Raw genomic sequence first — 13,005 nt, forward strand, 5'->3', positions numbered from 1 at the left:
TTTTGGCCCACTGGGTACTTAACAAAACAGCCTCCCGGAGTCCACGAAAGACTCTGGGAGGCTGCCTGTTATCTAGCAACGAATACGTCGCTAGGCCACTTAGCTGATAATTTCCTGTTGCACGCTTGCCGCGCTCTGCTCGTTACCGTTAGGGAAAGTTTCGTTGTAGAGCTTGATGCTGTCCTCGATGATGCGGTAGGCATCTTCACGGCCCATGAAGCGCTCTACGCTCACGTGCTTGTGTTCCAGCGCTTTGTAATCTTCAAAGAAGCGCTGCATTTCCAGCAGCGTGTGGGGCGGCAGGTCTGCAATATCGTTGTAGTGGTTTACCGACACATCGTTGGCAGCCACGGCAATGATCTTGTCGTCCTCCTCATCCTGGTCAATCATTTGCATCACGCCAATTACCTTGGCTTCTACCAAGCACATGGGCACGATATCAACCGAGCAAAGCACCAGAATATCCAGGGGGTCTTTGTCGTCGCAATACGTCTTCGGGATAAAGCCATAGGCGGCGGGATAATGCACTGCCGAGAACAGTACGCGGTCCAGCTTCAGCAGGCCGCTGTCTTTGTCCAGCTCATATTTACCCTTAGAGCCTTTAGGAATTTCGATAATGCCGTTGACAACAGCAGGAGCGTTTTCGCCACGCTCAACGTCGTGCCAGGGGTTAAAATGAGCCATGTGTGAGAGAAGTAGGCGCGGCCGTGCGCCGCGTAGGAAGAATAGGTTGTAAAAGAAGTGTGCATGCGCCGCTCGGGCGCTTGATGGTAGGAGTTGGCAAGAGGCCTACGTAGTTTTCCAAATTACGTTGCCTGCGTTACTTCTGCGACAAAACTTCTAGCAGCGGCTGCCCCGTGCACCCATCGGGCTCTTGGATGTGCAGCCAGCGTGCCAAGGTAGCTGCAATATCGGTGATTTTAGCCGGAGCTGATGACTCGCCGTGCTTTACGTGCCAGCCCCAGAACACAACCGGAATATGCGTGTCGTAATTGCCCGATGAGCCGTGGGTTGTGCCTTTGTTAACTGGGTATTGATACGACTCAAGCCAGCCGGGCTCCAGCACCACCATTACGTCGCCGGAGCGCTTGGGGAAGTAGCCGTTTTCCAGGTACATCAGCATACCACTTTCCCAGTGTGATTTCTGCAGGTCTTCAGCCGTAATAGCGCGCGTAACGCCAGCAAAGCCCGTCATAAGCTTGGCCACTTCGCGCTGCATCTGGTAGAGATCTAGCTTTTTCTCCTCAATCAGCGGACGATTCAGGTATACCTGCTGATTTTCGTAGCTAAGCACCCACTTGCCAGCGCCATGCAGTTGCACCAGCTTACGCTGCAGAGAGTCGCGCATTAGGCCCGGCCCAACTGAGCCCGCTGGAATGCGCTTGTCGCGGAGAAAATCAGGTGAGTGCGCCGCGCCATGGTCGGCACTTAAAAACACCAGCACCTGCTTCTTGCCCACTTTCTTATCCAAGTACTGAAACAGCCGCTCCAGCTCCTGGTCGAGGCGCAGGTAGGTGTCTTCCGTCTCAATGGCATTGGGCCCAAACTGGTGGCCTACGTAGTCGGTGCTGGAAAAGCTCAGGGCTAGAAAGTCGGTCTGCCCGCGCTGGCCTAGCTGTTCTGCCCGAAGCGCCTCCAGGGCAAAGTCCAGCGTGAGGGTATTCCCAAATGGCGTCGAGCGGATCAGATCAAGGTTGCGCGGCGTAGCTACCGGAGGCTTCTCCCCTTCCGTCTGTATGTTCTGCTTAACGGGTGTAATGGGAGCGGCGCTCAGGGTTGGTAAGTCGTGCGGAAAAACGGGCTTGGCCTCACCCTTAAACACTCCTTCCCAAGCCACGTCATCCGCGGAGCTTTCGGTGTACTGCCCAATGGGTAGTAGCGTTTCCCAGGGCTTGCTCAGGTATTGCGCTGCCAGCTGCCGCTGGTTGAACTTCTGCACCCACTCCGGTAGCGTGGTCTGGTAGAATGTGCTGGAGATGAAAGCCCCATTCGAGCCATCGTACCAGTAGGCGGCATTGGCCGCGTGCCCAGCCGGCAGAATGGAGCCCCGGTCCTTGATGCACACCCCAATTACTTTGCTCTGGAAGTTCGTAGCCAGACGCAGCTCGTCGGTGATGGTGCTGGTGAGCATGTGACGCGGCGACTGCTGCCCGGCAGCAGCCGTTCCACCTACTGCCTGTACGGTTTTGTCTTCGGTTACATACGTGCCCTTGCCTTCTTCGCGCACCAGCCAGTTGTTGCCTACAATCCCGTGCACTGAGGGCGTCGTACCGGTGTAAATGCTGGCGTGGCCCGGTCCAGTGTAAGTGGGCACGTAGTTATAATGAGCATTTTCATAGCTGAAGCCTTCGCCCAGCAGTCGGCGGAAACCACCTTTGCCGTATTTATTCCAGTAGCGGTAGAGGTAATCGTAGCGCATCTGGTCTACTACAATACCCACGACCAACTTGGGGCGGTCCAGTGATTTGGAAGCTTTCTGGGCGAAAGCAGGCAGAGCCAACGTGGCTGCCAGCAACAGGCTCAGGTGTTTTTTCAAAGCGGAAGGAAGTTTATGAGCCAGAGCAAGCTCCGGCTACGCACGAGTGCTCAAAGATAGGCCGCAACCACGGGAATAACCTCGTCCGCAGCCTTATTAGCCCTTCGCCGTACAGCTATGCTAGGCCAGTTACGGTCCTATATCCGTTGCATTCTCCTTCGCTTTAAGCTTACTTCTATGGCAGAACAGAACTCGTATGCCCTAATTTTTGATATGGATGGCGTTCTGATCGATAACACCGCCTTCCAAGCCCGCGCCTTCCAGTTTCTGTTTCGCGACCTAGGCCTTACTACCAACGCGCTACAACTACTGCGCCGGCTCAATGGCATGCCGGCCACTAAAATACTGGAAACCGTATTCACCAATCCTGTCCCTAAGAAGCAGCTTGAGAGTTATGCTGATCAACGCGAGTTTCTCTACCGCGTGCTCTACTGGGAGAAGCGCCGAGAAGTAGCCGGCTTAACTTCCTTTCTGGAAGCAGCTCGGGCGGCTGGTTTCAAGATAGGCCTAGGCACTGGCTCCATCAACGATACCATCAGTTACATCATCGACCATCTTGATCTGCGTCGGCATTTCGACGTGATAGTGGGCAAAGACGATGTGGACCGCGGTAAGCCTCACGCCGATACCTACACCGTTACGGCCCGCGAGCTAGGTGTACCACCAGAGCGCTGCTTGGTCTTTGAAGATGCGCTAATGGGTGAACAAGCGGCCTATAAAGCTGGTATGCGCTGCATCGCCCTCAGCACATCCATCAAGTCCGACAAGTTTCAGGCCCCATTAAAAGTTGTCAAAGACTTTACAGAAATCACCCCATCGCAAGTGCTAGAACTACTCGAGCAAAACCCACCTATTCCGAAGCCTAGTAAACAGCTGGCTAAGCGAGAATACATGAAGCTCTGACGCTGCTCTACAGATTAGCCATAAAATAACGAGGCCCAATTCCAATTGGAACCGGGCCTCGTTTGCTTTTGGTGAAACTGCTTTAGCGGTTGGAAGCAAGTGCTTCGGCACCACCTACAATTTCAAGAATTTCAGTGGTAATAGCGGCCTGACGCGTACGGTTGTACGTCAGCTTCAACTGCTTAAGGAGCTCGCCGGCGTTTTCCGTCGCCTTTTCCATTGCCGTCATGCGGGCGCCGTGCTCCGAAGCGTTGCTTTCGAGTACAGCCTTATAAAGCTGCACCTTAATCGACTGCGGAATCAGGGTCTGCACGATTTGCTCTTTCGAGGGCTCAAAGATGTAATCCACGTTCGAGGTGGCCTGAGCGTTGGCGGGCAGCTCGGCGGGCACCAGCGGCAGCAACTGCTCGGTGCGCACAATCTGCGTAGCTACGTTCCGGAACTCGTTGTAGACCATTACTACCTCGTCGTACTGACCGGCCCGGAAACCTTCCATTGCCTGCTCGGCCGCTTCACGCACCGTGTCAAACGACAACTTGCCAAATACGTGTGAGTAGTTGCCTAGCAGTGGCAGACGCTTGCCGTAATACTCGTGTGCCTTGCGGCCGATGGCCAGCACCGTTACGTTACCAGCCGCAGCCTGCGCAGCATAACGCTCCTGAATAGTAGCGTTAACACCTTTGAAGATGTTGCTGTTGAAGGCACCCGCTAGGCCACGGTCAGAAGTAATGGCAATAATCAGGACGCGGTTCACGTCGCGCACTACGCCGTACTCGCTTACTACGTCATCGCCAGCCAGAGCCGTCAGGTTGCCCAGAATGTTGTTGAGCCGTTGCGCGTAAGGGCGCAGGCGCAGGATGTTGTCCTGAGCCCGACGCAGCTTAGCCGCGGCCACCATTTTCATGGCTTTCGTGATTTGCTGCGTGCTCTGCACCGACGTAATGCGGCTCCGGACTTCTTTTAAGCTAGCCATTTATCGATTGTTGATTGTTAGTTGCTGATTGTTGATTGCTGGACGAGCTTCCTGAAAAGCGAATCATCCAACAACCAACAACCAACAATCAACCAGTTACTTAGAAGCGTATACTGCCGACAGGTCTTTGGCAACCTGACGGATGGCACCCGTTACGGTGTCGTCCAGCTTGCCAGCCTTCAGTGCCTGCAGCACTTCGGGGTGACGAGTGTTCATTACTTGCACGAACTCCTTCTCGAACTCACGCACCTTGTTAACAGGCACTTGGTCGAGCAGACCGTTGGTAGCGGCGTAGATTACGGCTACCTGATCCTCTACCTTCTGGGGCGAGAACTGGGGCTGCTTCAGGATTTCGAGGTTACGACGGCCACGCTCAATAGTCAGTTTGGTCGAAGCGTCAAGGTCAGAACCGAACTTAGCGAAGGCCTCGAGTTCACGGAACTGAGCCTGGTCAAGCTTCAGCGTACCCGATACTTTCTTCATCGACTTGATCTGCGCGTTACCACCTACGCGTGATACCGAGATACCTACGTTAATGGCGGGGCGGATACCCGAGTTAAAGAGGTTGGTCTCGAGGAAGATCTGACCGTCGGTAATCGAAATTACGTTCGTGGGGATGTACGCCGAAACGTCACCAGCCTGGGTCTCGATGAGCGGCAGAGCTGTCAGCGAACCACCACCTTTCACCAAGTGCTTGATGCTCTCGGGCAGGTCGTTCATGTCGCGCGCGATGGTGTCCGAAGCGTTAATCTTCGCGGCACGCTCGAGCAGGCGGCTGTGCAGGTAGAATACGTCACCGGGATAAGCCTCACGTCCGGGAGGACGACGCAGCAACAGCGACACCTCACGGTAGGCCACTGCCTGCTTCGACAAGTCGTCGTACACTACCAGGGCCGGACGGCCAGTGTCACGGAAGAACTCGCCGATGGCGGCACCTGTGAAGGGCGCGAAGAACTGCATTGGAGCAGGGTCAGAAGCCGAAGCCGACACTACCACGGTGTAGTCCATGGCACCACCTTTGGTCAGGGCGTTTACTACCTGGGCTACCGTAGAGGCTTTCTGGCCTACGGCTACGTAGATGCAGAAAACAGGCTCGCCGCGGTCGTAGAACTCGCGCTGGTTCAGGATGGTGTCGATAGCTACCGTTGACTTACCCGTCTGACGGTCGCCGATGATCAGTTCGCGCTGACCACGGCCGATTGGAATCATGGCGTCGATAGCCTTGATACCCGTCTGCATGGGCTCGTTTACGGGCTGGCGGTAGATTACACCAGGAGCCTTACGCTCCAGGGGCATATCGTACAGCTCACCAGCAATGGGGCCACGGCCGTCGATGGGCTGACCGAGCGTGTTTACCACGCGGCCTACGATGCCTTCGCCAACTTTGATAGAAGCAATTTTATTGGTACGACGTACCGTAGCACCTTCCCGGATATCAGAGTAGTCGCCGAGCATTACGGCACCTACGTTGTCTTCTTCCAGGTTAAGCACGAGGGCCTGCAGGCCATTTTCAAATTCGAGCAATTCCCCCGACTGGGCTTTGCCCAGACCGTAGATGCGGGCTACACCGTCACCTACCTGCAGAACCGTACCAACCTCTTCGAGTTCGGCTTCGGTTTTGAAGTTAGACAGCTGCTCCCGCAGAATGGCGGATACTTCATCCGGACGTACTTCTGCCATGACGCTTATAGTTGAGATTGGTAGGGGTTCTTCGAGAATTCGGTGCGCAGTTTGCGCAACCGGTAGCTAACCGAGTCGTCGATGAGCCGGTCGCCCACGCGCAGCACGAAGCCACCAATGAGTTCCGGATCAATTTTCTCGGTAAGCGTGACTTGCTGTAGGCCAGTTTGCTGGCGAACCAGGTTGGTCACGTGCAAGCGAGTGATGGCGTTGAGCGGCGTAGCGGTAGTAACCTCAGCCAGCTGCACGCCACGCAGCAAATTGTATTGGGTCAGAAACTCAGCACCGATGTACTCTAGGGCGCTTTCACGGTTCTTCTGCGTAATGATGGTAAAGAACTTCTCCGTGAGGTTCGATACCTTGCCGCCGAACACGGCGTGCAGAATAGCTAGTTTCTTGTCGTGCTTGACGATGGGGTTGCGCAGCAATAAGCGCAGATCCCGGTTCTCACTCAACACTTGGTTGAACAAGTCCATGTCTTGCTTTACTTGCTCCAGCGTACCCTGCTCCTCGGCCAAATCCAGCAGGGATTTGGCATAGCGGGAGGCAACTCGTAGTTCAGACATTAATGTAGGGGCTTAGGGTCTTGGGGGCCTAGGGTCTTGGATTGATTGGCCTCGTCGGGAAATCCCGATCAAGCACCAGAGAGAACTTGATTCTTTAAGAAACAAAGACCCTACATCCCCAAGACCCCAACAACCTAATTCAGTTTTACTTCCTGCAAGTACGAGTCCACGAGTTGCTGCTGGGCTGGCTGGTCGGCCAGTTCGCGGCGCAGGATGCGCTCGGCAATATCGATGGAGAGCTTGGCGGCGGTGCCTTTCACCTCAGCCAGTGCTGCATTTTTCTCGTTCTGAATAGCTTCGCGAGCTTGCTCAATCATGCGGGCACCTTCTTCGGTAGCCTTGGTTTTGGCTTGCTCAATCAGCTGATTGGAAACAGCGGTGGCTTCTTTCAGAATCCGGTCGCGCTCCATACGGGCTTCGGCCAGCAGTTTTTCGTTGCCAGCTTTCAGCTCCTGCATTTCCAGCTTGGCTTGGTCAGCCATGCGCAGGGCACCTTCGATAGAGCTTTCACGCTCCTTCAAAGAAGACAAGATGGGCTTCCAGGCAAACGTGCGCAGCAATAGCAGCACAATGCCGAAAATCACCACTTGCCAGAAAATCAGGCCTAATTCGGGATTTACTATGGGAGGCATGAGATAGAAGTGAGTAGTGAATACTATTACTCAAAGTGGTGGCTGAGCAGAGTGGCCTAGGCCTGTACTACTCAGTACCAGAAAGCCAAGGCAGCCCGCTGCGCCGTGCGCTGAAGCGACGCGCAGCGGGCTGCTCCTGTACTATCTCAATGCTTACAGATTGAACGAAATCAGCAAGCAAACTACTACTGCGAACAGAGCCAGACCTTCGATCAGAGCCGCTACAATCAGCATGGCAGTTTGGATTTTGCCTGAAGCCTCCGGCTGACGGCCAATGGCTTCCATAGCCTGACCACCGATACGACCGATGCCCAGACCGGCACCCAAAGCAACCAGACCAGCACCAATAGCAGCACCGAATACGGCCAGACCAGCGGAATTAGTAATGGCCTGCAACAACAGAGAAAGAAGCATAAAACAAAGGTTTGGGGAAGTGAAAAACGAAAAAATCAGGAGGGGAAAACTACTTAGTGAGCAGCGTGGGCGTTATCTGCACCGTCGCCACCACCCATTTGGTAATCAGCATCATGGTGCTCTTCAACTGCGCCACCAATGTACATGGCCGTGAGGAGCGTGAAGATGTAGGCCTGTAGGATAGCTACCAGCAGCTCCAGCATGTTGATGAACAAGCCAAAGGCAATAGACACTGGGCTAACGGCTACACTTTTGAAAATGAAGATGAGCGAGATAAAGCTCAGAATTACAATGTGCCCCGCCGTGATGTTGGCGAACAGACGAACCATCAAGGAGAACGGCTTTACAAAGATGCCGATAACCTCCACGGGAATCATGATGGGCAACAAAGCCTTCGGTACGCCCGGCGTAGCGAAGATGTGGTGCCAGTAATTTTTGTTGGAGCTGAACAACGTTACGAGCAGCGTGATAATGGCCATGGTGAGCGTCACAGCAATGTTGCCGGTGAGGTTAGCAGCGCCGGGTAGCAGGCCCAACAGGTTATTGAACCAGATAAAGAAGAACACCGTCAGCAAGTAAGGCATATAGCGCTCATACTTCGGGCCGATAGACTTCTTGGCAACCTCGTCACGGATGAACACAATAAGAGGCTCGAAGAAAGACTGAATACCGCGAGGAGCACCAGTGCCACGCTTGGCATAGCCACGAGCTACTGCCGTGAATACTAGCAGCAGAATAGCTGCGCTCAGCATCAGTGATGCAACGTTCTTGGTAATAGAGAAGTCATATACCTTGCTGCCATCTTCAGCTTCCAAGTGCTCATGCTCCAGCTTCAGGCCATCGTACACCTTGCCTTCAGCCAGATTACGCGATGAGAACACGGACAAACCTTTGCCGGGGCGGAAGGCAATAATGGGCAGGTACGTGGTGAAATGATCGTTGTCTGTGGAGAACCAGTGCCACTCGTGCGAGTCACCAATGTGGTGCAAAATCATGTCGCCGGGACGGAACTCCTCCGTCTTGGCACCCTCCGCATTAGCGGAGCCATGCTCTTGAGCAAAAACGGGAAGCGAAAGAATGCAAAAGAGAGCTATCAGTAAACGCTTCATTCAGTGGGATTTAGGATGCACTTCACAAAAAACTCATTTTGTGGTTTCACCCGGTTTTGAAAACGGGCGCAAGTTACTCAGAACAGCCCACACTTCAAACCCAGCAAAGAGAAAATACAGGATGAAGAAGCTCCCTAGGAACGCCCAGCGAGCGTCGCCTTCTTTTCCACCGCCCTTAAAAAGGTATACTAGCACTAAAACCAGTGATAAAAGTAACCTCACGACCATCGTGCCGAAGTAGGCCACTAAAAAATTATCAGGGTTGGCCTGCACCAGCTTTGCCGTTATCCGGTAGGTCACGAATGTGAGGATAGCGAAGAAGCCGAACGTGTAGGGCGTAAAGGGATGAATAATGCGCGACCCGAATTGGCTGTACAGTGCATACAGCACAAACCCGATGAGCAGGCAGAAAATTAGATAGGAGCGGAGAAATGCTTTCACGGAGTGGAGCTATTGGTCGTTTGTGACAGAGCGAATCACATTATATAAGGCAGCAAACAGGCCTAGCAGCATCAGACCTATTGTGAACCAGGGTGTTTTGGTATGAAAATGCCCATCAAGCCAATACCCTGCCCACGTGCTTAGGCCAATGGTAGCCAGCATTTGGATTCCGATGCCGGAATATCGGGCGAAACTGCGGAGCCGGTCAGACGAGGAGTCGGTCTCGGTGGGCTTGTGAGGTTCAGGGGTGGGAGTAGGCATGGCGAAGAACTACCAAATGGGGGAAGCAAAAATACGAGGATGCGTGCAGGTAGTTGGTGCATCTGCTCTAGGCCACTACTACAACCCGGAAAAATCTGAAAATCTGCGACCAACAATGGTCAGGAATTAATGCCGTAATTTTACCCGTAGTGCCGCGTTACTGGAAAGAATGCCACTACCCCGAACGAACTGGGGCAGGTGGCGCGTTTTCCGTTTGCTCTCCCTCCCGAGCCTTTAAGCTGCCTTGTGACGAACCCGACGACTTTTTCGCTTCTCCGTCTTTTCTCCGCTCCCACTGCGGCCCTGCTGTTGCTGGCGGGCGTGGTGGGCTGTTCCTCCGAGCGTCGCTCTTTAGTAGGACACGCTTACGACAACGTAGTGGCCCGCGACAATGCCTATTTCTTGGCTCGCGAAAAAATGCGCGCTACGGAATATGCCTTATATAAAGCTCGCGTCAACGACTACAATCGGGTGCTGCCGCTCTTCCCCACTCTCAATGAAGCCACCGTGGGACGGATTGCGGCAGATATGGAAGATATTATCAAGAAGTCGTCGTTGCCGATCCAGCACCGCCCAGGTTCTGATTGGACCGATGACAGCTACATACTAGTAGGCAAGGCTCGCTTCTATAAGGCAGAGTATGAAGACGCGGCCAAGACGTTCAAATACATTAATACTACTAGCATCGACCCCAATGTCCGCCATGAGGCCCTTATTTGGCTGATGCGTACTTTCTTGGCCACGAAGGAGCTGGAAAGCGCCTCGGCGGTGTCCAGTATTCTGGATAAGGAACAGGGCACGCCTCTAAACGCGCGCGAGTTGTTTCTGACCCGGGCCGAATACTACTTGCTCACCGGCGACCAGCCCAAAGCCATAGAACAATTGGAGCGGGCCATACCGCTCATTACGCCTAAGAATGAGCAGTCGCGTACCCGATACATCTTGGCGCAGCTGTACCAAGCTCAGGGCGATGATAAGAAAGCGTATGCCGAGCTGAATCAGATTCTAAAGAAGAACCCGCCCTACGAGCTAGACTTTTTTAGCAAGCTTATGCTAGGCCAGGTATCTGACCTGAACCAGAACGATCGGACACGGCTAGACAAGTACTTCACCAAGCTGCTCAAGGATACCAAGAACAAGGAGTACCAGGACAAAATCTATTACGAGATGGCGCGGCTAAACTACCGGCAGCAGCGCTACCCAGAGGCGTTGGCGCTGCTGGAAAAGTCGGCCCGCACGCCTACTCCTAACCGCACGCAGAAACCCTACACTTATTTACTAGCAGGACGCATCTACTACGAGAACCTGCAGCGGTACCGATTAGCGGCAGCCTACTACGATAGTACTGTGCAGGCCATGCCCAAGGAAGCCCCGGAGTATGCAGCTATATCGGAGCGTGCGGCTACGCTGAAAGATTTTGCTCAGCAAATCAGCATCATTGAGACCCAAGACAGTTTGCAGGCGTTGGCCCGTTTAGATACAGCTACCCTTCGGACGCGCTTAGTGGCCTACGCCCAAGCTGAACTAGATGCTAAGCGCAAAGCAGAGGATGCGCTGGCTGCCCGACAGGCACAGGAAGCCCAACGCGACTTGCAAACCTCAACGGGCGTCAGCACCGCCCGCGACGGTCAACCTAATATCGACCCCATGGCCTTTACCGATATGAGCACTGGGGCTAAATGGTATTTTGATAACCCCACGGCCCTGAGCACGGCGCGCAGTGAGTTTATCCGCAAGTGGGGCGACCGTCCGCTACAGGACAATTGGCGTTTTGTGACGCAAGCCAGCAACTCCGCAGTTACTCAGCAGGGCGGTAACGTGCCCGTATCCATTGCTGGAGCTGGCAATACCAGTGTCAATGCCCCTGGCTTAGACGCGCCGGTGGGCGCCGCAAGTGGCGCCGATCAGGCGGCTGCGCTGGTGGCTAGTTATCGGCAGAACATTCCGCTCACTGAAGTGCAAATGCAGGCGTCTCAGGCGCAGGTGCAGGAAGCACTTTACCAATTAGGTGGGATTTATAATCAGCAGTTGCGAGAACCCATTCCAGCTGTGGAAACATATGAAAAGCTGCTGGCCCGCTTTCCTAAAGGCGCCCATACTGCCGAGACGCTGTACATTCTCTACCTGATTCATAAAAACCAGAATCAGTTGGATAAGGCCGAAGGCTACGCTGAACGGTTACGCCAAGCCTATCCAAATTCCTCCTACGCCCGCCTAGTGGCCGACCCAGAGTATCTGCGTCGTACTTCTATTGTTAATGCGCAAGTGAGCGTGCTAGTCGACTCGGCATTCACGTTTTACAAGAAGCAGGAGTTCACAAAGGCCTCAGCCGTATTAACCCGTGCTAAGAAGCAGTACCCGGAAAACGACCTCAACGACCGGGTAGCATTTCTTAACACGCTTCTCGCCATCCGTACCCAGCCGCCCGCTACGGCAAAGGCCGCAGTAGAGAAGTTTTCCAAGGATTATCCGGAGAGTTCCTTGGCTCCTCAGGCAGCCACACTCATGGCGGTGTACAAAGACTACGAGGCGGGGAAAATAACGGGGGCACTTGCCTCTATGGATAAACCAGTGGTTTCTGCTTTCAAGCCCGGAGAAGTAGAGAACCGGATGCGTATTTACTACGCCGAAAATGAGTCGCCGGCTTTGCCCAAAGTATCAACCCCGGCTGCGCCCGCTGTGTCTACTCCGCTCCCTACGCCGGGCAGTGCACCAGCCAGTAGCCCCTCCCGGCCGGGTGCTGTTACAACCAGCAAGGCAGTTCCCGACGTAACACCTGCACCAGCTAGCCCAGCTTCTGAGCCCGCAACCGTTCCCTCAGAAACCGCTCCGACTTCCGCTCCGGCTGTGACAGCGTCGCCAGTGGATCCCGCTAAGGCTGCTCGTATGGCAGCTGCGCAGGCCAGAGCCCGGGGCAAGAAGGTACCAGCTGCAGCCAAAACACCTAACACCCCAGCTCCCGCTGACGCTACTCCGTCCCCTACTACACCGGCTACTCCCACACCTTCGCCAACCACTCCTCAGCCATCAACCAGCGCCCCCACTCCGGTGACTCCAGCACCTGCTGCTCCGGCGGCCACACCAAGTAAACCAGTTACTCCTTATAAAGCCGAGCAGACCACTGCGCACGTCGTTGCGTTGGTGTTCCCGAAAGGAGCCGCACCTCTGCAAGAGCTACCCAACCAATTAGGTACCTATAACACGCGCTACTTTAAGGTTAACAACCTACAAGTAGCGCAACAAGGCCTAGGAGACGCGCAGGAAATGGTGCTGATTCAGAGTCTGCCGAATGCGAAAGTGGCGCAGAGTTACGCCACTAAACTTCGGGGTCCTCAGTCGCCCCTGAGTAAGCTGCGCGGGGCGGGTTACCAAACGCTTGTAATCAGTATTGATAACTTGCCGCTCCTTTTACAAACCAAGGACCTGGACGAATATCAGCGCTTCTTCCAGCAGAATTACCGATAACCTACGCGTGCAGCAGAACTGTAGT

General features: G+C 54.3%; 12 protein-coding genes. 2 read left to right on the top strand and 10 right to left on the bottom strand.

Annotated elements, in window-relative coordinates:
• Window positions 1-99: 99 nt before the first annotated feature.
• On the bottom strand, window positions 100-684 hold the full coding sequence (locus tag EU556_RS18615; RefSeq protein WP_135435648.1) for an inorganic diphosphatase: 585 nt from the start codon (window positions 682-684) through the stop codon (window positions 100-102).
• 136 nt (window positions 685-820) lie between these two features.
• Window positions 821-2,536 (bottom strand): alkaline phosphatase PafA, encoded by a 1,716-nt coding sequence (pafA, locus tag EU556_RS18620; RefSeq protein ID WP_135435649.1) that lies wholly within the window; start codon window positions 2,534-2,536, stop codon window positions 821-823.
• A gap of 177 nt (window positions 2,537-2,713) precedes the next feature.
• On the opposite strand from pafA, the gene EU556_RS18625 reads away from it, so the two are divergent.
• Window positions 2,714-3,439, top strand: coding sequence for an HAD family hydrolase (locus tag EU556_RS18625; protein WP_167855633.1), 726 nt, complete (start codon window positions 2,714-2,716; stop codon window positions 3,437-3,439).
• An 82-nt stretch (window positions 3,440-3,521) separates the two neighbouring features.
• Here EU556_RS18625 and atpG read toward each other — a convergent pair whose 3' ends face one another.
• The 8 genes from atpG to EU556_RS18665 form a co-directional block, all read right to left on the bottom strand.
• A complete protein-coding gene (gene atpG, locus EU556_RS18630; RefSeq protein WP_135435651.1) occupies window positions 3,522-4,412 on the bottom strand; it encodes an ATP synthase F1 subunit gamma in 891 nt (296 codons plus the stop codon).
• 96 nt (window positions 4,413-4,508) lie between these two features.
• Window positions 4,509-6,092, bottom strand: coding sequence for a F0F1 ATP synthase subunit alpha (gene atpA, locus EU556_RS18635; RefSeq protein ID WP_135435652.1), 1,584 nt, complete (start codon window positions 6,090-6,092; stop codon window positions 4,509-4,511).
• Between the two features lie 5 nt (window positions 6,093-6,097).
• Window positions 6,098-6,658, bottom strand: coding sequence for an ATP synthase F1 subunit delta (gene atpH / locus EU556_RS18640; protein WP_135435653.1), 561 nt, complete (start codon window positions 6,656-6,658; stop codon window positions 6,098-6,100).
• A gap of 134 nt (window positions 6,659-6,792) precedes the next feature.
• Window positions 6,793-7,290: a F0F1 ATP synthase subunit B gene (locus EU556_RS18645; protein ID WP_135435654.1), complete on the bottom strand. Its 498-nt coding sequence runs from the start codon at window positions 7,288-7,290 to the stop codon at window positions 6,793-6,795.
• 153 nt (window positions 7,291-7,443) lie between these two features.
• Window positions 7,444-7,704: an ATP synthase F0 subunit C gene (gene atpE, locus EU556_RS18650; protein ID WP_019946527.1), complete on the bottom strand. Its 261-nt coding sequence runs from the start codon at window positions 7,702-7,704 to the stop codon at window positions 7,444-7,446.
• Window positions 7,705-7,757: 53 nt separating this feature from the next.
• Window positions 7,758-8,813 carry a F0F1 ATP synthase subunit A gene (gene atpB / locus EU556_RS18655; RefSeq protein WP_135435655.1) on the bottom strand — a complete coding sequence of 352 codons (1,056 nt, stop codon included), beginning with the start codon at window positions 8,811-8,813 and terminating at the stop codon, window positions 7,758-7,760.
• Between the two features lie 33 nt (window positions 8,814-8,846).
• On the bottom strand, window positions 8,847-9,254 hold the full coding sequence (locus tag EU556_RS18660) for a hypothetical protein (protein WP_135435656.1): 408 nt from the start codon (window positions 9,252-9,254) through the stop codon (window positions 8,847-8,849).
• A 9-nt stretch (window positions 9,255-9,263) separates the two neighbouring features.
• Window positions 9,264-9,515: an AtpZ/AtpI family protein gene (locus EU556_RS18665; RefSeq protein ID WP_135435657.1), complete on the bottom strand. Its 252-nt coding sequence runs from the start codon at window positions 9,513-9,515 to the stop codon at window positions 9,264-9,266.
• Between the two features lie 246 nt (window positions 9,516-9,761).
• Here EU556_RS18665 and porW point away from each other — a divergent pair, with 246 nt between their 5' ends.
• Entirely contained in the window at window positions 9,762-12,980 is a 3,219-nt protein-coding gene (gene porW / locus EU556_RS18670; RefSeq protein ID WP_135435658.1) for a type IX secretion system periplasmic lipoprotein PorW/SprE, read from the top strand.
• The last annotated feature ends 25 nt before the right edge of the window (window positions 12,981-13,005 follow it).

This window comes from Hymenobacter fodinae (assembly GCF_004745825.1).
Taxonomy (GTDB): domain Bacteria; phylum Bacteroidota; class Bacteroidia; order Cytophagales; family Hymenobacteraceae; genus Hymenobacter; species Hymenobacter fodinae.

Excerpts from the sequence above, each read along its gene's own strand:
- EU556_RS18625 (WP_167855633.1), top strand. The coding sequence starts at position 2,714 with ATGGCAGAACAGAACTCGTATGCCCTAATTTTTGATATGGATGGCGTT.
- atpA (WP_135435652.1), bottom strand. The coding sequence starts at position 6,092 with ATGGCAGAAGTACGTCCGGATGAAGTATCCGCCATTCTGCGGGAGCAG.
- atpH (WP_135435653.1), bottom strand. The coding sequence starts at position 6,658 with ATGTCTGAACTACGAGTTGCCTCCCGCTATGCCAAATCCCTGCTGGAT.
- atpG (WP_135435651.1), bottom strand. The coding sequence starts at position 4,412 with ATGGCTAGCTTAAAAGAAGTCCGGAGCCGCATTACGTCGGTGCAGAGC.
- atpB (WP_135435655.1), bottom strand. The coding sequence starts at position 8,813 with ATGAAGCGTTTACTGATAGCTCTCTTTTGCATTCTTTCGCTTCCCGTT.
- EU556_RS18645 (WP_135435654.1), bottom strand. The coding sequence starts at position 7,290 with ATGCCTCCCATAGTAAATCCCGAATTAGGCCTGATTTTCTGGCAAGTG.
- EU556_RS18615 (WP_135435648.1), bottom strand. The coding sequence starts at position 684 with ATGGCTCATTTTAACCCCTGGCACGACGTTGAGCGTGGCGAAAACGCT.
- atpE (WP_019946527.1), bottom strand. The coding sequence starts at position 7,704 with ATGCTTCTTTCTCTGTTGTTGCAGGCCATTACTAATTCCGCTGGTCTG.
- EU556_RS18665 (WP_135435657.1), bottom strand. The coding sequence starts at position 9,515 with ATGCCTACTCCCACCCCTGAACCTCACAAGCCCACCGAGACCGACTCC.